This is a genomic window from Rhodococcus sp. 06-462-5 (assembly GCF_002258315.1).
Classification (GTDB): domain Bacteria; phylum Actinomycetota; class Actinomycetes; order Mycobacteriales; family Mycobacteriaceae; genus Rhodococcoides.
Window position 1 is genome coordinate 106,904 of record NZ_NOYD01000008.1, and the last position, 19,363, is coordinate 126,266.

Here is a 19,363-nt window from a genome sequence, read left to right on the forward strand (position 1 = left end):
AGGCTGCTTTTCTTGACTTAGTCCAGATTAGGGGCATACTGGAGTACATGCAGCTCACCGAACGCGTCGACCCCGTAGCGCGGTTGCGCTCGGTGGGTCTGCGCGTCACCGGACCCCGAGTTGCAGTTCTGGATGCGGTCACAGCCCGACCGCATTCGGACGCCGACGACATCGCTGCCGCCGTTCGCGAGAGCGGCGGTTCGGTGTCGACCCAGGCCGTCTACGACGTGCTCAGGGCCTGCGTCGACGCAGGTCTGCTGCGTCGCATCGAACCTGCCGGTTCGGCCGCGCTGTACGAGAGCCGGACGGCGGACAATCACCATCACCTCGTGTGCCGAGAGTGCCATGCGGTGGCCGATGTCGATTGCGTCGTCGGAGCAGCGCCGTGTCTCGTACCCGGGAACACGCACGGATTCGTCGTCGACGAAGCCGAAATCGTGTTCTGGGGTTTGTGCGGCGACTGCACGAGGCATTCCGTCTAGTACTGCGGTCCAGCGTACGGCCGCTCGGTTTCACAGATTTTCGAGAAGCAGCCCCTTCTCGAATCCGATCCAGCCCTTCAGGAGGCTTCGTATGACCAAGCCGATCACCAACAAACCGACCACCAGCAACTCGGGAATCCCCGTGCCCAGCGACGATCAGTCGCTGACCGCCGGAACGCAGGGTCCGATCCTTCTGCACGATCACTACCTCATCGAGAAGATGGCGCAGTTCAACCGCGAGCGGGTCCCGGAGCGCGTCGTCCACGCCAAGGGCGCAGGCGCGTTCGGTGAACTCGAGATCACCGGGGACATCAGCAAGTACACCAAGGCGAAGGCGCTGCAGCCCGGTGCCAAGACCGAGATGCTTGCGCGCTTCTCCACCGTCGCGGGCGAGCAGGGCAGCCCAGACACCTGGCGTGACCCGCGCGGCTTCTCGCTCAAGTTCTACACCGAGGAAGGCAACTGGGACCTGGTCGGCAACAACACCCCGATCTTCTTCGTCAAGGACCCGATCAAGTTCCAGGACTTCATCCGTAGCCAGAAGCGCATGCCCGACTCCGGTCTGCGCGACAACAACATGCAGTGGGACTTCTGGACTCTCTCGCCCGAGTCGGCACACCAGGTGACGTGGCTCATGGGTGACCGCGGCATCCCCAAGTCGTTCCGCCACATGGACGGATTCGGCTCGCACACCTACCAGCTCATCGCCGAGGACGGCACGAAGACCTGGGTGAAGTTCCACTTCAAGACCGACCAGGGGATCGACTACCTGACACAGGACAAGGCGGACGAGGTTGCGGGTACGTCCCCCGATCATCACCGTCAGGACCTGTTCGGATCCATCAAGAACGGCGATTTCCCCAGCTGGACCCTCAAGGTGCAGCTCATGCCGTACGACGAGGCGGAGAACTACAAGTACAACCCGTTCGACCTCACCAAGGTCTGGTCGCAGAAGGACTACCCGCTGATCGAGGTCGGCAAGATGACCTTGAACCGCAACCCGGAGAACTTCTTCGCGCAGATCGAGCAGAGCTCGTTCGAGCCGTCCAACACCGTGCCCGGCATCGGCTTCAGCCCCGACAAGATGCTGCTCGGACGTGTCTTCTCCTACGCAGACGCACACCGGTACCGCATCGGAGCGAACTACGCGCAGCTGCCGGTCAACGCCCCGAAGTCCGAGGTCAACTCGTACTCCAAGGACGGCAACATGCGGTACTCGTTCAACTCTCCGGAGACGCCCGTCTACGCGCCGAACTCGTTCGGCGGCCCGTCGGCGGACACGAACAAGTACGGCGACGACGGAGCGTGGGACTTCGAGCCTCGTTTCGTGCGTACCGGATACATCGAGCACCCCGAAGACGGCGACTTCGTGCAGGCGGGAGCCTTGGTCCGCGAGGTCATGGACGACGCGCAGCGTGAGCGTCTCGTCGGAAACATCGTCGGACACGTCCTCAACGGCGTGAGCGAGCCCGTTCTGAGCCGGGTGTTCGAGTACTGGACCAATGTCGATGCCGAGCTCGGCAAGAAGGTCGAGGAAGGCGTTCGGTCGCAGCAGAACGAGACCGCACCGACCACCGGTGCAGGCGCAGTCGACGATCCTGCCGACGAGGCCGCCAAGGTCTGATCCGACCGGTTCTGGGATCGGCGTCACAGCGACGGTGGCGTCGATCCGGAACAACGTGTGACTGCATGCCGTTGTGTAGTACAGACGGAAGAACAATAATGGTGTGCGATGCATACCGTCGTCCAACGGCAGGGAGGCCACATCATGACGAACCCCATCACCAGTACCCTCGACGCAGGTCAGCAGAAGATCGCCGGCGACGCACTCCAGGGAACCGTGGTCGATCTCATCGACCTCTCGCTCATCGCGAAGCAGGCGCACTGGAACGTGATCGGTAAGAACTTCCGGTCGGTGCACCTCGAACTCGACGAGTTGGTCACGGCCGCACGTGAATTCACCGATCAGGCCGCCGAACGCGCCACCGCCATCGGCGTCAGCCCCGACGGCCGCGCAGCCACCGTCTCCTCGACGGCGGGCACCAAGGGCTTCGGTGCCGGATGGACTCAGGACAGCGAGGTCGTCCCCGCGGTCGTCGACAACATCGCCGCGGTCGTCGAGCGTCTTCGCGGACGCATCGCCGACACCGGCGAAGCCGATCCGGTGACCCAGGACCTGCTCATCGGCATCACAGCTCGGCTCGAGCAGCTGCACTGGATGTGGCAGGCCCAGGCCAGCTAGCCGGCGGTTCTCCACTCGACAGGCCCCTCGCGTACTGCGGGGGGCCTGTTGCTTTGTCTGTCGATTGTTTGCCCGCACCACCCCCGGGTATCCGACGGTCATGCCTGTTTCCAAGCCGACTGTCGAGGCTGTTCTGCTCGACATCGACGGCACCCTCGTCGATTCCAACTACGTGCACGTCGACGCGTGGTCGCGTGCGTTTCGTGAGGCCGGCCACGAGGTGCCATCGTGGCGCGTTCACCGCAGCATCGGGATGGACGGGTCGAAGTTGCTCGAGACGCTCGTCGGGTCGTCCGACAGTGCGGTGGCGCAGGAAGCGAAGAAACTGCACGGCGAGTACTACGCCAATGCCTCGTCCGATCTCGAAGTGCTCCCGGGTGCCCGTGAACTGTTGGCGGACTTGAACTCTCGCGGCGTCACCGTAGTGCTCGCCACCTCGGCCCCCGAGAGCGAACTGTCGACGTTGCGCGACCTGCTCGACGTCGAGGATTCCGTCGCGGTGGTGACGAGCGGCGAGGACGCCGAGGTCGCCAAGCCGGAGCCCGACATCGTCGCGGTGGCACTCGAGCGGGCAGGCGTCGAGGCGGCGCATGCCGTGATGGTCGGTGACAGTGTGTGGGACATCGAGTCGGCCGGGCGTGCGGGCGTACGCGCTATCGGTGTCCGCAGTGGCGGTATCTCGCGTGGTGAGTTGCTCGACGCAGGTGCGGTAGCCGTGTTCGACGATCCGGCCGATCTGCTCGAGCACGTCGAGAGAAGCCCGATCTTCGCTGGAAAGGCACGTGCTTGAACGAGTTCCGTAAGCCGTGCCCCAGGGTCGACGGTTACGTCCCCATCGAGAGCTACGGCGCGATCGGCGACGGCCGAACCGTGGCAATGATCGCCGACGACGGCCGGATCGACTGGTTTCCGGTACCCAACCTCGACTCGCCGCCGCCGTTCGCAGCGTTGCTGGACGCGCCACATGGCGGCTACATCGAACTGACCCCGGTGGAAGAATTCACCGTCCAGCGTGAATTCGTCCCCGGGACAAACGTTCTGAGTACCACATTCCGTACCGAATCCGGAGCCGTGCGCGTCACCGACTCGTTGAACACCGGTGTCGCCGGCCGTCTTCCGTGGGTGGAGTTGGCGCGCCGCGTCGAAGGCCTCGACGGCACCGTCGAGCTGAGGTGGTCCGTCGCGCCGGGCACGATGCTGGGCATCGCGTCGCCGTGGGCCTACGACACCGAGCACGGCACCGTCCTGCGGGTCGACGGATTGACCTTGGCGGTGCGGACTCTGGGCATCGAGAACGTGCGCGTGGCGGACCGCGACATCGGTGGGGTCGTCTGCACGCAACCGGGTTCTCGGCATGTGCTCGGTGTGGTGGGGACGGAAAACGAGCCACTGCCGTTGCCCGATCCGCAGCATCTCGACGAGGGGATCGACCGGACCATCGACAACTGGCGTGTGTGGTCCGACGAGTTCTCGTACGAGGGTCCGTGGGCAGAGCATGTGGCTCGCAGCGCACTGGCGTTGAAACTGTTGCTGCACAGCCCGTCCGGTGCCATTGCTGCAGCCGCGACAACCTCGCTGCCCGAGAACCGGACCGGTGGCAAGAACTGGGATTACCGCTACGCGTGGGTTCGCGACGCCGCGTACACCATCCGCGCTCTGCAACGGTTCGGCCTTCGTGAGGAGATCCATGCTGCGGTGGCCTGGCTGCTGAAAGTGATCCGTGTCAACGATCCGTTGGTCAACGTGTTCTACACCCTGGGCGGCGAATTGCCCGGTGGCACCGAACAACCCGACGTTCCCGGTTGGCGAGGCATCGGGCCGGTGGTCAACGGCAACGCCGCTGCAGACCAGCTGCAGTTGATGATCTTCGGGGACCTGTTCTCGATCATCCGGCAGTACGTCGACGCAGGAAACATCCTCGACGCGCAGACCGGTCGGCTGCTCGCCACCATCGCCGACGAGGCGTGCGATTCGTGGCAGCGCAAGGACGCCGGGATCTGGGAGCTCGAGGACGAGCAGCACTACACCAGTTCCAAATTGGGCTGTTGGCAAGCGCTCGACTGCGCGGTGCACCTTGCCGAGGCGGGGGAGATCCCGGGCATACCGGATCGATGGAAGGCCGAGAAGGAACGCATCCGGCACTACATCGAAACCGAGTGTTGGTCGGACGAGCGACAGGCCTACCTCGCGTACCCGGGTGCCGACGGCCTCGATGCGTCGGTCTTGCTGGCGGCAGAGATGGATTTCGATCGCGGAGAACGTCTTTCGTCCACCATCGATGCGCTCGGCGAAGAACTCGGCGCCGGACCGCTGATGTATCGCTACAGCGGCGTGTCCGAGGAAGAAGTGACGTTCGTGGCCTGTGCGTTCTGGCGGGTGTCTGCGTTGTCCTGCGTCGGCCGGGACGACGAGGCCACTGCGCTGATGGACCAGTTGGTGCTGCTGTCCAACGACGTCGGCTTGTACAGCGAAATGATCGATGCTTCGGATGGATCGTTTCTGGGTAACTTCCCGCAGGGCTTGAGCCACCTGGCCCTGGTGAATGCGGCGCTGACCATCGCGCGCTCGCACGACGCCACAGCCTGACATCAACCTCTAGCGCAAAGTGGGATCGTATGGATCTGGGAATCGACGGTAGAACAGCGCTGGTGACCGGGGCAGACTCCGGCATCGGCTGGCACACGGCGAAAATGCTGTTGGCCGAAGGCGTTCGGGTCGTCATCAGCGACAAGGATCAGAGCTCGCTCGACGCCGCCGCGGCCGAACTCGCAGCGGCGGAGGGCCGGTTGTTCGCGTTCGCCGCGGACGTCACCGACACCGAGGCCGTCGAGAAATTGGCGGTACAGACGCAGAAGGCAGTGGGCGACATCGACATCCTCGTTCAGTCCTCGGGCGTGACCGGAGCCCAGGGGCTGTTCCACGAGATCGACGAGGAGGGATGGCGGTCCACCCTCGACATCGACCTGATGGGACCGGTCCGTCTGCTCAGGGCATTCCTCCCTGCGCTACGCCGCGGCGGCTGGGGACGCATCGTGCTGCTGACGTCCGAGGATGCCGTGCAGCCGTACGACGACGAATTGCCTTATTGCTCGGCCAAAGCGGGGGTTCTCGCGCTGGCCAAGGGGCTCTCGCGCAGCTACGCGTCGGAGGGATTGCTGGTCAACGCGGTCTCTCCCGCGTTCATTCACACCCCGATGACCGACGCGATGATGGACAAGCGTGCAGAGGAGAAGGGCACCGACCGCGACGGTGCCGTCGAGAGCTTCCTCGACGAGGAGCGCCCGTACATGGAACTCGGACGCCGAGGCGAGCCCGAGGAAGTTGCCTCGGTGATCACGTTCCTGTGCTCGGACCGCGCCAGCTTCGTCAACGGATCGAACTACCGAGTCGACGCCGGTTCCGTCGCAACTATCTAGGAGACACATATGACCAATTTCGGATACACCTTGATGACCGAGCAGAGCGGCCCGAAAGAGTTGGTGCAGTACGCCGTCGGTGCCGAGAAAGTCGGCTTCGACTTCGAGGTCGCCAGCGATCACTACTCACCGTGGCTGTCCTCCATGGGGCACTCGCCGTACGCCTGGACGACACTCGGTGCGGTGGCTCAGGCCACCGAACGCGTCGAGTTGATGACGTACGTGACGTGCCCGATCATCCGGTACCACCCCGCCGTCGTCGCGCAGAAGGCTGCGACGTTGCAGATCCTGGCCGACGGACGCTTCACCCTCGGGCTCGGCAGTGGTGAGAACCTGAACGAGCACGTCGTCGGCGAGGGCTGGCCGTCCATCGACAAGCGCCAGGACATGTTCGTCGAGGCGCTCGAGATCATCCGCGCATTGCACGCCGGTGGCTTGGTCACGTACGAGGGCAGGCACTTTCGTGTCGACTCCGCCCGGATCTGGGACCTGCCCGATGGCGGCGTGCCGATAGGCATCGCAGCAGGCGGTGAGAAGGCAGTGGCGCGGTTCGCCGAGTACGGCGATCACCTCATCGCCACCGAGCCGGATGCCGATCTCGTCAAGGCGTGGTCGGACAACCACGAGGGACCGGCGCGGGCGATCGGCCAGATCCCCATCTCCTGGGACCCGGACAAGGACGCGGCGATCGATCGTGCGCACGATCGATTCCGCTGGTTCGCCGGTGGCTGGGCCGTGAACGCCGATCTTCCGACGACGGCGGGATTCGCCGGAGCCACCAAGTTCGTGCGGAAAGAGGATGTGGCCGACACGATTCCGTGCGGACCGGACCTGGACGCGATCGTCGAGGCCGTGAAGCCGTACTGGGAGGCCGGGTACACCGACATCGCCCTGGTTCAGGTGGGCGACGAAACTCAGGAGCGCTTCCTGGCCGAGGCAGCAGGCCCGCTGTTGGAGAAACTGCGCGCTGCGTCCAGCTGAGCTGCTCCGGTAGCTGAACAACCCCGACCGATTCATTCGGCCGGGGTTGTTCGCGTCGGGCGGTCCTCCCACGGTATGACTCCGCGTCCGTCCGTCGCAGGACTGAAATCGTCGGCAGGCAGGACGCCACGAGAGTTCCCACGCGGCAGAGTGGTTCACATCGAACGAGCCGAACACTCACCGCAGGGAGGCGGACGATGAACACGCGAGATGCTGTCGAGGCGGGTGGCCGCTCTTTTTTCGTGGCGCTACCCGATACGCCCCGCGCAAGCGCGTTGGCGGCCCGGTTGGCGCAGGTGTCGACCACTCGGATCACTCACGACTCGGGGCGTCCATGGCTTCTCGGGCATCTCACGACCGACCGACTCGTCACCGCACAGGATGGACGTACGACGGTCGCAATCGTCGGTAGGTCCGATGCGACGGAGTCCCGGCTGCGGAGACTTGCCGAGGACATTTCGGTACCGGCACAGGCGGCAACGGCAGCGTCGAACTTTCACGGGAGTTATACGACGATCGTGTCGGTCGATGGACAGATCTATGCCAGCGCCGCGGCAATGGAGACCCGCAGAATCTGGTCTGCGTGCATCGACGGTGTGCTGGTCCTGAGCGACCGCGCCGATGTTCTGGCCGATCTGGGCGAGTTCGACGTCGATCCAGCGGCCGTCACCATACGACTACTCGGCACCATGCCGCACCCACTCGATCGCGTCCCGTTGTGGACGGAGGTCGAACCACTTGCCGGAGATCGATACATCACCGTCGACAGAAACGGTGAGCGAAGCCGGACCGGAACGTGGTGGTACGCGCCGCAGGCCGACACCTCGAGGTCCGAGGGTGCCGTTCTGTTCAGATCGGCGGTGGAGGGTTCGGTTCGAGCGCGCACCGCACCCGGAGATCCGGTGGCCTGCGACCTGTCCGGGGGGCTCGATTCCACTCCGCTGTGCTACTTCGCAGCACAAGCGCAGCAGGGTGTGCTCGCTCGCACTCTCTTCAACGACGACCCGGGTGGACGCGAGGATCTCCACTGGGCTCGCCGGGCGATCAAGAGCATGCCCGGAGTGCACACCCACGAGGTTACCTCCACGGACGACATGCAGGACTTCTACGAGGGTGTCGAGAGCCTGGATGTTCGACTCGACGAGCCGACGCAGGCCGCGACCGCCGGGCCGCGGATCGTACGAATGTTGGCCGACGATCGCCGCAAGGGAATCCGGATGCATATCACCGGTCTCGGAGGGGACCACATTTTGCGTGGCGTCAATGCGTGGGAGCACACGATCGCACGCGCACGTCCGTGGGTCGGGTGGAACAGAGCCAGGGCGCAGCACATTCCAGCGGGAATCGGAGTGCTGACGACCTTGCGAGAGTTGGCCGATCGGCGCACGTACCGACAATGGTTCGCCGACACGATGCGTGCAGCACTGGCCGGAGCTCCTCACCCCGAGATACCACGGATGAACGATTGGTCCAGTCCTCCCGCTGTGCCACCCTGGCTTACGCCGCATGCTCGCGAATTGCTTCGGAGCAAGATCGATTCCGTGCTCGAGGCAGCGGAGCCACTGGACCGAACCGTTGCCGGGCACATCGATCTGTATTTCGCTCGCGATGCTGCCCGACTGATCCGCGGCACAGCACAACTGGGACAGCCGTTCGGAGTCTCCTACGACTCGCCTCTGCTCGACGATCGAGTGGTGGAAGCTGCCCTTGCAGTTCGACGCGACGAACGCGATACCCCACTCGAATGGAAGCCCCTGATGAAGGACGCGATGCGCGGATTGCTACCGAACGACTATCTGATGCGAACGAACAAGATCGGCGGCGGCCCGCAGTCCGTACGTGGGTACGCCCGCCACTACGGACGACTGCTGGAGCTGATGGACGACGCACGACTGTTCGATACCGGGCTGGTCGACCGAACAGAATTTGTTGCATCGACGTCGCCTCGAGCTCGTGAGGTACCGGTCGGACATGTTCACCAGGCCATCAATGCCTCGGTATTCCTTGCGGCTCAGCGAAATCGGACCGACGTAACTGTGTGATCGATCCATCCCGGCTCTATCGACAAAGGAGAAACCTATGTTCTGGAGGACCAAGGACACTGCTGCGCAGCGAAACTCGGGTCGTTCCAGCAGGACGAGGCACCTCGACACGGTGGCAACCGAGTACGGTCACGTCGTTCTCGACGGTGCAGCCGGCCGGTACTGGCACCTCAACGACAGTGCGCTGATCGTGTCACGTTGCCTGCGTGAGGGTGGCAGTCGCGAGGACGCGGCCGCGGCGTTGGTCGACACGTTCGCCATCGACCCGGCACTGGCGAGACGCGACGTCGACGCTGCCTACCGTCAACTCGAAGGGGTCGGTCTGCTGTGAGTGACGTACTGCCACACATTCCTTCGACCCTCGGTCCGCTCCCCACTCTCGGCATCAAGGCGAGCGTCGGAATCGCCAAGGGCCTGAGTCGAATGCCTCCGAACGTCCTGCGTTCGTTCCTCGAACGGATCGCAACCGGCGCTCGGCCGGCGACGTACGAGGAGGCTCGTCTGGCTCGCGATGCAGTCCTGACCGCCAGCCCCTACAGCAGAGGTGGATCGGCTTGTCTGCCTCGCTCCCTCGCGACAGTGTTGGTGTGCCGTGCACGAGGCACGTGGCCGCAATGGTGCGTGGGCGTGCTCTCGTCGCCGCCGTTCACTGCCCATGCATGGATCGAGGTCGACGGAGTGATCGTCGATGAGCCGATGGCCAAGTCCGACTTCTCGACCTTCTTCTCCGTCTCCTCGAAATCTGTACTGCAGCAGTCTGTGTGAGCTCGAGCTCCAGGCTGCGCCCCATGAACTCGGGACGTCGGAGGTCGACCGCGTCGTCGACCGCCGTCGATCCCGTACCGGAGGACTCGATACGGGCCCCGGACTGAATCGACCGATCCCCTGAGTATGCGAAAGGAGGTGTGACACATGACCGAGGATTACCAAGCCCCGACCATCGTCGACCTGGGTAGCTTCCAGGACGAGACAGGTTTCGGCATCGGTGGCCAGGCCGAGGGCTGGAACCCGATCGCCGATCGCAAGAACTGACACCGGATCACAGAAGCTCGACCGGACAGAATCGAAAGGAAATACCGCCATGATCAAGGATTACGAATCTCCCGCTGTCGTCGACCTGGGTAGCTTCCAGGACGAGACCGGTTTCGGCATCGGTGGCCAGGCCGAGGGCTGGAACCCGATCGCCGATCGCAAGAACTGATCGTCGACGCCGCGAACATCGCCGCATGATCACCCACGGAAAGGAGGTGTAACGCACATGTCGAAGGCATACGAGACACCTGCTGTTGCAGATCTGGGCCGTTTCCAGGACGAGACCGGAGAGTTCATCGGTCCGCACACCGAGGCAATCCTGCCGTTCGAGGACCACTCCAAGGAGTGAATTCGTCAGTTGCATCCGGTAATTCGAGACATCTCTACAATTCAGCGAGGAGTTTTATCGTGAACAAGGCATACGAAACACCTGCCGTTGCGGATCTTGGCCGTTTCCAGGACGAGACCGGAGAGTTCATCGGTCCGCACACCGAAGCGATCCTGCCGTTCGAGGATCACTCCAAGGAGTGACACTGCACCCGGTGCGGCGACCCGGCACGATCATGTGCCGGGTCGCCGGTCCGGGATCCGATTCCGAGTCGTACCGAACTGTTGTGACAACAACGTAGAAGGAGCGTCGATGACGATGGCACTGCACGGGCAGTCGAGCGACTCCGCTGGCACATCCGTCTACCCGAACCGATCCGACGCACCGGCCCTCGAGGCCAGGGACGTTCGGATGCGCTACGGGTCGATCGATGTGTTGACCGGGGTCGATCTGCGTGTCGAGGCGGGCGAAGTGGTTGCATTGCTCGGGCCGAACGGCGCGGGTAAGACGACCACCATCGAGATTCTCGAGGGAATTCGCCGCCGGTCGAGTGGCTACGTGCGTGTGTTGGGAGTCGATCCCGCCCACGGCGACGACGAATGGCAGTCGCGCATCGGTGTCGTGTTGCAGTCATGGCGTGATCATCGTCGATGGAAAGTTCGAGAGTTGTTGCTGCACTTCGCACAGCATTATCAGGTACTCGGGCCGTCGGGTGGCCGACTGCCATACGATACGGACGAGTTACTGGATGCTGTCGGTCTGACCGACCGAGCACAGACCAAGGTAGGTCGACTCTCCGGAGGTCAACGGCGTCGTCTCGACGTCGCGATCGGACTCGTCGGAAATCCCGAACTGTTGTTCTTGGACGAACCGACAGTCGGGTTCGATCCCGAAGCGCGCCAGGACTTTCACGAACTCATCGGGTCTATCACCCGCACGCGGCGAACGGCCGTCGTACTGACCACCCACGATCTGGTCGAGGCCGAGCTTCTCGCAGATTCGGTGGCGATTCTGGTAGATGGACGTGTCGTCGCGCGTGGAACCACCGAGCAGCTCGCCCGCCGGTACGCCTGGGGTACCGCGGTGTCGTACCGGCTCCGTGGACGTTCGCAGGCGGCGACGGTCGACAACGCCACCGAGTTCGTGCGTGAACTGTTGGCCTCGGGGGGCTCCGACGTGACCGATCTCGTCGTCCGGCCACTGAATTTGCAGGACGCCTACCTGCACATGATTCGAAGTGCCGATCCCGTTGCCGCGGAGCTCGATCCGAGTCCAGATGAAGGAAAGGTGCTCTTCCATGCTCATTGATACCGTCCGTCTCGGTCTCGGCCGCGGGCTCATCGAATTCAGACAGAGCCTTACCCTCGTCCTCAACTACATCTTCTTTCCGTGCATCGCTCTGATCGTCATGTATTTTCTTCGAGGAGTGGAGGTCTCGGGCTCCGGAGCTTCGCTCGGTAGTTTCGCCATCCCCGGAGTGCTCGCGATCAACGTGCTGTTCAGCGGACTGATGGGGTTGGCCACCAACCTCATCGCCGAGCGGGAGGACGGAAGTCTGCTGCGCGTGAAATCGTTGCCCTACGGTATTCACACCTATCTCGTCGGCAAGATCAGCAGCCAGGTGGCCCTGACGTTCATCACTTTCTGCGTCGTACTGATCGGAGCGGGTGTGCTGTTCGGGCAGTTCGTCTCGGCCGATCCGATCGAACTTGCAAACCTTGTGTGGATTCTGCCCCTCGGCATGACGGCTACTCTGCCGTTCGGAGCGATCCTGGGTTCGCTCGTCAAGAACCCGCGGAACCTGAGTTTCGTATCGCTTCTGCTCATGGCGCTGGTGAGCGTGTCCGGCGTGTTGTACCCGCTGGCGAACCAGGCGTCCTGGATGCAGGCGATCGGACAGGCGACTCCGCTCTACTGGCTGGGCCAGGCCCTGCGCGCTGCTCTCCTCGGTGATGCCGCAGCCGCTTCGGAGATCGGTGGGCGGTGGCACCTGGCCGAGACCGCATTGGTTCTCGGTGCTTGGAGCGTCGTCGGATGCATCGCGGCGGTGTTCGTGCTCCGGCGCGCGGCACGGCGCGATGCGGGTGCCAAGATATCCGGAGCCGTCTCCTCGCGTGCCGGGTGATCACACTCCGTCAGTCCGAGACCAAACCCGCAGTGTGGGCGAACACCACGCATTGAATTCGGTCGCGAACATCGAGTTTGCGCAGTACCCGCCCCACGTGTGTCTTGACGGTAACCTCCGCGATGAACAGCTTGTCCGCGATTTCCGAATTGTTCAGTCCCTGTGCGATTGCCTCGAGTACGTCACGTTCGCGGTCCGTCAGCGACTCCCAGCGACGCAGAACGGAATCGTCGGCGGGAATACCGGCACGTTGCGGGGATACCGAGCACAGCAGTTGCCGAGTCATTTGCGGCGAGACGACCGCAGTGCCGCGGTGAGTGGCCTCGATGGCGGACAGAAGCGCGTCGGGCGGAGTGTCCTTGAGCAAGAATCCGCTCGCCCCCGCCATGATGGCGTTGTACGCCAGGTTGTCCACCGCGTATGTCGTGACAATGAGGATCTTGGGAGGCGCGTCGAGTTCGAGGATCCGCGCAGTGGCGTCCACTCCGTTCAGTCCGGGCATGTCGATGTCCATCAAGACCACGTCGATCTCACCCGGCAAGCTCTCGACCAGGGAAACTGCGTCGATCCCGTTGGTTGCTTCGCCGACGACGGTGGTTCCGCCGCCGGACTCGACGATCATTCGCAGCCCAGCTCGGAACAGTTCACTGTCGTCGACGATGACAGTGCGAATCATTGTCCCCCCGAAAGATCGAGTCAGCTGATGGCGATCAGTTGTTTCTGGTGCGAACATACCGGTTGTTCGAGCTGCGATCGTCGGAGCTGAGAGGAATCGTGGCCCGAACGACGAATCCGCCGTCGGGCGGCGACCCGGCGAACAGTGTTCCGCGCAGGAAATCGACGCGCTCGCGCATACCGAGTAGCCCGAAGCCGTCCGTAGTGCACTCTGCCGCACCCACTTCGGCAGCCGACCCGTCACCGTCGTCACTGACTTCGACTTTCACATTCTCCGCGGTGACGTCGACCGATGCGGTCACCTTGGTCACCGAGGTGCCAGCATGTTTGCGCACGTTGGTCAACGACTCCTGCACGATTCTGTAGACGGCTTCCTGCACCGTTGGTGGCAGCTCGCAATGACGGCCCTCCACAGTCAAATCCGTGGCGACGGTATCGGACGCGGCCGATTCGACCAGGAACTCGAGATTCGACACAAGGGGCGAGGTGCGCGTCATGTCCGCTGGTTCGTCTCGGAGCAGCTTGAGCAACTTTCGGAACTCGGAAAGCGAATCACGACAATGGGTGTTGATCATGCGGAGCGAATTCTTGTGTTCTTCGGCCAGTTCGGTGGATGACCGCAACGTTCCCTCGGACATGGTGAGGATGCCGGCCAGACTGTGTGAGATCACGTCATGAAGGTCGCGCGCGATGCGGGCACGTTCTTCTGCTGCGGCTATCTGCGCCAAATGGTCCTGCTCGCGTTCGAGTTGGTCGGCACGGGTACGCAGAGTTTCGTCGTGCACACGACGTAAGGCGGTATGGGTACCCCACAGCCACACCGCGACGGTAGTCGTCCCTATGGCCGAAAGCGGCACTGCAGATGCCGCGAACGTCTCACCCCACCGGATCGCGGCAATTACCGCGCCCGCTACGACGGCTGTCGCACACAGCAGTGCCGCACGGCGTGGGGCGTGTGCTGCCACCGCGTACACCCCGGCAAGCAACATGAGATTCGCCGGGATCGGGCCGAAACCTTCGATCAACTGGACGGTGCCGGCAGCCGACATCACGGCGAAGGACCGCAGCGGATAGCGATGCGCGAACAACCATGGCAGACACAGGCCAAGTGCAATGGCCACCAGGAGAACTGTCGTCGTACCTCGCCAGTACACGCCTATCGAGACGGCTCCCGTATAGGAGAGGATGCCGAAGCAGAGAACACCGCGTCCGATGGCTCGGACGCGGTGTTGCTCGGATCCAGTGGTGAGCATCATGCGGCGATGATAACGGGACCAGGTGGTCCGTAGTGTTTCGAACAGGCCCCACGGATCGATCGCCGAGACGTTGTCGGATCAACTGGAGAAGATGTTGCTCACTGCGTCGTGCAGCTCACCGTACTGAGCGATCGACGGATTCACCACGAAAAAGATCCACAGGGCTGCCGCCGCCACGGATACGCACAACACGATCATCGACAGGACGAATCCCGTGCGCGCCACCCCGGTTGCAGTGCGTCGCGTCGCCCGCCACCCCAGAACGACCCCGGTTGCGGCGAGCGCGACCGGGACGAAGCCGGCGAACGGAAAGATCACCAGCACGGGTGTGAGAAGGAAGGCGAGCAGTGCTGCGGTGAGCGAAGCGGCACCGCGCCTGTCGGGGTTCTGATGCGCGCGCCCCGGTTCGGTGTACTCCGCGCGAGTGATAGTTCGATTGTCGGTCATGGTCGATTCTCCTTTCGCTGCGATATCACTGAACGTGAATGTCCTTGCGGTCGAGTGCTCTGCCGGTCAGTGCGACGACCACGACAGTGAGCAGTGCCGTGGCCGTCAGGACCGACAGTGCGGCTCCGGTGGTCAGCGAACCCGAGTCACCGAAAGTTCCGGAGGCCAGTTGGGTTGCGCGAGTTGCCAGGGCATAGGGCAACACGAAGATTGCCTCGGTCACCTCGGCGGTGAGGAGGAACACCGATATACCGGCCCCGACGAGAGCGATGGCAATCGGCACCGCAAACGACCTGATCGCCATCGACAGACCGGATTGCAGAGCCGCCACCGGTAGCGACCCCACCACGACGAGTGCACTGGTCGCGAAGAGCTCGGAAGGAAGCATGCCGTCGAGCGAGAAAACCACCTTGCCGAGAACGACGACCGCTGCCAGCATGACGATGTTCATGAACGCGGTCAGCGTTGCCACCACAGCCGTCTTGGCGATCACGATGCGCGTCGACGGAACCGGCCCACTCATCAGGGCATTCCAGTTCCCTCCTCGGTGTTCGGATTTCCACGCCAGCGAGGCCAGTACGGCAACGCCGAGTGCGAGTGGGAACAGGCCGTAGAACACGACTGTGCGCAACCACAAGGTGCGCCATCCCTCTGCCAACTCTGCGCCCGACGCGATCGTGTTGAACGTTCCGACCCCCGCGATGATCAGAGGGAGGAGAACGACGACAGCCCATGCCTGCGAGCGCCTGAGCTTGATCATTTCTGCCGAGAACGCATTCATGCTCGTACCTCCTGTCGATCGAGTCGAACGGTCATGAGCCAGAACAACACTGACCCGACAACTCCGAGAGCGACGATGCTGGCGTAGGACGGGTTCAGCGTCACCACCTGCTCGCCTCGGTAGTCGGCGGCGGACGCCAAGGAGTAGTACCCCCACGGCGTCAGGTGTGCTGCCCAGGAGGGGAATCCGGAGGCGCAGATCGCGATGACGGTACCCACGATGCCGATTCCCAGCGCGACCAGTTGGTTGTCCACTCGCGCTGAGATCAGCAGGTGCAGAGCGAGTATCACCAGGTTGGCCGTCACCGCCGCCGCCGTGTAGCCCAACCACAGACCGGCAGGCAACGGTTGGGTCACCCCGATGGCGGTCCCCAGAAATACACCTGCAGCGCTGGCCGCCACCGTCGCGCCACCGACGGCGAGGCCCGTCGAGACGAGCTTCGCCCGCACGAGGGCTCCGCGGTCGGCTCCAGTGGTCTGGTTCAGTAACCAGCCGTTGGACTGGTGCTCGACTTCCACTGTGCGGCTTGCCATCACTGCGATCAGCAGTGGCGACGCGATGGGGACGGCAAGGGACAGGCCGGCCAGTGGCAGTGCCCAGGAGACTGCGGTCGAATCGTTCGACGTCGCCGCGGTGAGAGCGCCGACGAAGGTCAGTCCGACGATCGCGGCGACCAACAATGCGGCGATCGCGCCGATGCGCAGGTGCCTGAGTTTGGCGAATTCGTTGCGTACGGTCGTCACAATCGGCCACCCTTCGTCAGGTTCATGAATACGTCTTCGAGCGACTGATCGTCGCGCCGAACGCCGTAGACGCCTGCGTTTGCGCCGACGAGTTCCGCCACCACCTGTGCGGTACCTCGATCGTCGATGCCGGACAGCCTCAACGTGTGGTCGTCGACCTGCACCGGGATCTTCTGTTGCAGAATCGAACTCGCGCGGCTGGGATCGATTGCGTCGATGAGCACGTCCGGAGTGGAGGCGGCGAACAGCTCGTCGCGGGTGCCTTGGAAGATCAGGCGGCCCTGGCTCAGGATTCCGAGCATGTTCGCCGTCTTGTCGATCTCGCCGAGCAGATGGCTCGAGACCATCACTGTCACACCGTGTTCGGCGAGATGACGGAGCAAGCCGCGGATCTCTTCGATTCCGGCCGGGTCCAAGCCGTTGGTGGGCTCGTCCAGAATCAGAAGTTGTGGTTCGCGCGCGAGTGCCATCGCAATGCCCAGGCGCTGTTTCATTCCCAGCGAGTAGTTCTTCACCTTCTTGTCGAGGTGTTCCTGCAGACGGACGGTGGCCACCGCTCGTTCGATCTGCTCGGCGCGCAGCCCGAGCGAGCGTTGCACGATACGGAGGTTCTCTGCACCGGTGAGGTGCCCGTATCCGGGTGGAGCTTCGATGAGTGATCCGATGTGCGACAACAATTCGCGGCGAGTGCCGTGATTCATCGGCCTACCGAGGATCTCCACCTCACCGGAGGTCGGTCGGATCAGGGACAGCAGCATTTTCATGGTCGTCGATTTGCCCGATCCGTTCGGACCGAGAAAGCCGTAGACGCAGCCCTCAGGAATGCGAAGGTTCACGTCGTCGACGACGGTATGCGTGTCGTAGCGCTTGCCGAGGCTGTGAGTTCTGACGATGTCCATACCCCGACTGTTCCGCATTCGGCCTGGAGAATCGTCCGCCTGCAGGAGTATTTCGGAGGGTATACCCAGGTATACCCTCCCTTCAGCCGCCGGTACCCGGACCGACCAGTCCCGACTCGTAAGCGGCGATCACTGCCTGGGTGCGATCACGTACCCCCAGCTTGGACAATATGCGTCCCACGTGGGCTTTCACGGTTACTTCCGACACCGCGATCGCAATGGCAATCTCCGCATTGGACAGCCCGCTCGAGAGGTGGACCAGGACTTCACGTTCACGTGGAGTCAAATCGGCGAGTTGTTCGGCAGAGGTGGACACCGGTCGCGCTCGGGGTGCGGGAGCGGAAGTGAAATGCTCGATCAAGCGCCGCGTGGTACTCGGGGCGACCACCGAATCTCCCTCGTGCACATGCTGAACCGCCGATATCAGCTCGTCGATCGGAGCGTCCTTGACGAGAAAGCCACCGGCACCGGCTCGAAGGGCGTCGAACACGTACTCGTCGAGGTCGAAGGTGGTCAGTATCAGTACTTTCGAGTTCGTGGCTTGCACGATTGCACGGGTTGCTTCGATGCCGTCCATCACCGGCATTCTGACGTCCATGAGAACGACGTCGGGGTTGGTCGCCCGAACCACGTCGATGCCTTCGCGTCCGTCGGCAGCTTCGCCGACTATCCGCACCTCGGCGCGCGAGCCGAGCACCAGTTTCAGTCCGGCTCGCACGAGGTTCTGATCATCCACCAGCACAACCGATATCGTCACCGTACCGCCTCGGCGGGTAATGAGACCGCGACGTGGAATCCGTCCGCGGTCGGGCCTGCGTCGAAGGTGCCGCCCTGCGCGAGAACGCGCTCCCGCATACCCATCAGCCCCCACCCGGACGCGGACGACGAATCGGTTCCGCGTCCGTCGTCCGCGACGGTCAACTCGATCGTCGCCGGTCCGTAGTTCAGATGCACTCGCACGGCTCGAACCTCCGGTCCCGCGTGTTTGCCTACGTTGGTCAACGACTCCTGAATCACACGGTAGATCACCAGCTGCAGACCGGGCGGCAACTCGACGGGCTCGCCCGTCACGCGATAGTCGACCGGAATGCCCACCGCCCGCGATCGCTCGACGAGCCCGTCGAGCTGGGCGACACCCGGTGCAGGTACCCGGTCGACCGGATCGTCGGAATGCAGAACGGTGAGCATCGACCGCATCTCGGTCATTGCTTCTCGCCCGGTGTCTCGAACGGTCTTCATTGCCGCGGCGGCCGCATCGGGATCCTGCCGGACGGTGCCTGCGGCACCCTCCGACAACAACACGATCGCGCTCAGGCTGTGGGACACGATGTCGTGTATCTCGCGGGCGATCCGGGTTCGTTCGGCCGCGGCAGCGTCCCGCTCCACCTGCTCAGCGCGGAGCTGCAGGCTGTGGACGTACTCGTTGCGGACGCGCGCCAGCATTCCGGTCAGCCACGCGATCGCCACGATCAGCACCAGCAGCCCTACGTCACCGAAGGACATGCTGTACCGCTCCATCGACGGCATCGTCATCGTGATCGTCCACACCGCCACTGCGACGGCCGCAGGAACCGAGTTCGACGGCGGTCGACTCCGAGCGACGGCGTGCAGAGCGGGAACGAGCATCACATCTGCGACCAGCAGCTCCACCCCGAGCACGAGTTGCAGATAGGCGGTCGCCACAATCACCGAGAACATCGACAAGGGGCGACGGCGATGGAAGACATACGGCAGACACAGTCCGGCCGGCAGGGCATATGCAATCCAAGAGACCGCACTGTCGGGGACCGCGAATCCCTGGACGGGCAGGTTGTAGGCAAAGACCGCAGCCGCGACAGCGCAGTCCAGAAACCTGTGATTGCTCCGGCTCGACCGGGCACCATCGATCACCGTCATCGCCCGATACCGTACTGG

Annotated in this window: 24 protein-coding genes; 16 read left to right on the forward strand and 8 right to left on the reverse strand. The window is 63.4% G+C overall.

Annotated elements, in window-relative coordinates; translation table 11 throughout:
* Positions 1 to 47 precede the first annotated feature (47 nt).
* The 16 genes from CH251_RS04670 (at position 48) to CH251_RS04725 (ending at position 12,648) form a co-directional block, all read left to right on the forward strand.
* Positions 48 to 482, forward strand: a complete 435-nt coding sequence (locus CH251_RS04670; RefSeq protein ID WP_094612057.1) for a Fur family transcriptional regulator — start codon at positions 48 to 50, stop codon at positions 480 to 482.
* A 91-nt stretch (positions 483 to 573) separates the two neighbouring features.
* Positions 574 to 2,106 (forward strand): catalase, encoded by a 1,533-nt coding sequence (locus tag CH251_RS04675; protein WP_179273607.1) that lies wholly within the window; start codon positions 574 to 576, stop codon positions 2,104 to 2,106.
* A gap of 144 nt (positions 2,107 to 2,250) precedes the next feature.
* Positions 2,251 to 2,724: a Dps family protein gene (locus tag CH251_RS04680; RefSeq protein ID WP_032380678.1), complete on the forward strand. Its 474-nt coding sequence runs from the start codon at positions 2,251 to 2,253 to the stop codon at positions 2,722 to 2,724.
* A 100-nt stretch (positions 2,725 to 2,824) separates the two neighbouring features.
* On the forward strand, positions 2,825 to 3,514 hold the full coding sequence (locus tag CH251_RS04685; protein ID WP_094612058.1) for an HAD family hydrolase: 690 nt from the start codon (positions 2,825 to 2,827) through the stop codon (positions 3,512 to 3,514).
* Positions 3,511 to 5,310: a glycoside hydrolase family 15 protein gene (locus CH251_RS04690; RefSeq protein ID WP_094612059.1), complete on the forward strand. Its 1,800-nt coding sequence runs from the start codon at positions 3,511 to 3,513 to the stop codon at positions 5,308 to 5,310. The genes CH251_RS04685 and CH251_RS04690 overlap by 4 nt, the downstream gene beginning before the upstream one ends.
* Before the next feature lie 29 nt (positions 5,311 to 5,339).
* Positions 5,340 to 6,140, forward strand: coding sequence for an SDR family NAD(P)-dependent oxidoreductase (locus CH251_RS04695; RefSeq protein ID WP_094612060.1), 801 nt, complete (start codon positions 5,340 to 5,342; stop codon positions 6,138 to 6,140).
* Positions 6,141 to 6,149: 9 nt separating this feature from the next.
* Positions 6,150 to 7,121, forward strand: coding sequence for an LLM class F420-dependent oxidoreductase (locus CH251_RS04700; RefSeq protein ID WP_094612061.1), 972 nt, complete (start codon positions 6,150 to 6,152; stop codon positions 7,119 to 7,121).
* A gap of 197 nt (positions 7,122 to 7,318) precedes the next feature.
* Positions 7,319 to 9,163: an asparagine synthase-related protein gene (locus tag CH251_RS04705; protein ID WP_094612062.1), complete on the forward strand. Its 1,845-nt coding sequence runs from the start codon at positions 7,319 to 7,321 to the stop codon at positions 9,161 to 9,163.
* Positions 9,164 to 9,200: 37 nt separating this feature from the next.
* Positions 9,201 to 9,494 carry a lasso peptide biosynthesis PqqD family chaperone gene (locus CH251_RS04710; RefSeq protein WP_080730710.1) on the forward strand — a complete coding sequence of 98 codons (294 nt, stop codon included), beginning with the start codon at positions 9,201 to 9,203 and terminating at the stop codon, positions 9,492 to 9,494.
* Positions 9,491 to 9,928 (forward strand): lasso peptide biosynthesis B2 protein, encoded by a 438-nt coding sequence (locus tag CH251_RS04715; RefSeq protein WP_218828266.1) that lies wholly within the window; start codon positions 9,491 to 9,493, stop codon positions 9,926 to 9,928. Before CH251_RS04710 ends, CH251_RS04715 begins: the two co-directional genes overlap by 4 nt.
* Before the next feature lie 147 nt (positions 9,929 to 10,075).
* On the forward strand, positions 10,076 to 10,195 hold the full coding sequence (locus tag CH251_RS27175; protein WP_141216059.1) for a keywimysin-related RiPP: 120 nt from the start codon (positions 10,076 to 10,078) through the stop codon (positions 10,193 to 10,195).
* Between the two features lie 49 nt (positions 10,196 to 10,244).
* Complete coding sequence (locus tag CH251_RS27180; RefSeq protein ID WP_121872028.1) at positions 10,245 to 10,364, forward strand: lasso RiPP family leader peptide-containing protein; 120 nt, start codon at positions 10,245 to 10,247, stop codon at positions 10,362 to 10,364.
* Between the two features lie 57 nt (positions 10,365 to 10,421).
* Entirely contained in the window at positions 10,422 to 10,544 is a 123-nt protein-coding gene (locus CH251_RS27795; RefSeq protein ID WP_256978825.1) for a hypothetical protein, read from the forward strand.
* 59 nt (positions 10,545 to 10,603) lie between these two features.
* The gene (locus CH251_RS27800; protein ID WP_254925625.1) at positions 10,604 to 10,726 is read left to right on the forward strand and encodes a hypothetical protein; all 123 of its coding nucleotides are present in this window, start codon (positions 10,604 to 10,606) and stop codon (positions 10,724 to 10,726) included.
* 109 nt (positions 10,727 to 10,835) lie between these two features.
* Positions 10,836 to 11,831, forward strand: coding sequence for an ABC transporter ATP-binding protein (locus CH251_RS04720; protein ID WP_256978826.1), 996 nt, complete (start codon positions 10,836 to 10,838; stop codon positions 11,829 to 11,831).
* Positions 11,821 to 12,648: an ABC transporter permease gene (locus CH251_RS04725; RefSeq protein WP_179273608.1), complete on the forward strand. Its 828-nt coding sequence runs from the start codon at positions 11,821 to 11,823 to the stop codon at positions 12,646 to 12,648. Before CH251_RS04720 ends, CH251_RS04725 begins: the two co-directional genes overlap by 11 nt.
* Positions 12,649 to 12,658: 10 nt before the next feature.
* Here CH251_RS04725 and CH251_RS04730 read toward each other — a convergent pair whose 3' ends face one another.
* The 8 genes from CH251_RS04730 to CH251_RS04765 all read right to left on the reverse strand — a co-directional run bounded on the left by CH251_RS04730 (position 12,659) and on the right by CH251_RS04765 (position 19,345).
* Positions 12,659 to 13,324 (reverse strand): response regulator transcription factor, encoded by a 666-nt coding sequence (locus tag CH251_RS04730; RefSeq protein ID WP_094612064.1) that lies wholly within the window; start codon positions 13,322 to 13,324, stop codon positions 12,659 to 12,661.
* Between the two features lie 34 nt (positions 13,325 to 13,358).
* Entirely contained in the window at positions 13,359 to 14,579 is a 1,221-nt protein-coding gene (locus CH251_RS04735) for a sensor histidine kinase (protein WP_094612065.1), read from the reverse strand.
* 78 nt (positions 14,580 to 14,657) lie between these two features.
* Entirely contained in the window at positions 14,658 to 15,026 is a 369-nt protein-coding gene (locus tag CH251_RS04740; protein WP_094612066.1) for a hypothetical protein, read from the reverse strand.
* Between the two features lie 25 nt (positions 15,027 to 15,051).
* Positions 15,052 to 15,807: an ABC transporter permease gene (locus tag CH251_RS04745; protein WP_094612067.1), complete on the reverse strand. Its 756-nt coding sequence runs from the start codon at positions 15,805 to 15,807 to the stop codon at positions 15,052 to 15,054.
* Positions 15,804 to 16,550, reverse strand: coding sequence for an ABC transporter permease (locus CH251_RS04750; RefSeq protein WP_094612068.1), 747 nt, complete (start codon positions 16,548 to 16,550; stop codon positions 15,804 to 15,806). The genes CH251_RS04745 and CH251_RS04750 overlap by 4 nt, the downstream gene beginning before the upstream one ends.
* On the reverse strand, positions 16,547 to 17,449 hold the full coding sequence (locus CH251_RS04755; protein WP_094612069.1) for an ABC transporter ATP-binding protein: 903 nt from the start codon (positions 17,447 to 17,449) through the stop codon (positions 16,547 to 16,549). The genes CH251_RS04750 and CH251_RS04755 overlap by 4 nt, the downstream gene beginning before the upstream one ends.
* A gap of 82 nt (positions 17,450 to 17,531) precedes the next feature.
* Complete coding sequence (locus tag CH251_RS04760) at positions 17,532 to 18,206, reverse strand: response regulator transcription factor (RefSeq protein ID WP_032380023.1); 675 nt, start codon at positions 18,204 to 18,206, stop codon at positions 17,532 to 17,534.
* The gene (locus tag CH251_RS04765) at positions 18,203 to 19,345 is read right to left on the reverse strand and encodes a sensor histidine kinase (protein ID WP_094612070.1); all 1,143 of its coding nucleotides are present in this window, start codon (positions 19,343 to 19,345) and stop codon (positions 18,203 to 18,205) included. Before CH251_RS04765 ends, CH251_RS04760 begins: the two co-directional genes overlap by 4 nt.
* Positions 19,346 to 19,363 lie beyond the last annotated feature (18 nt).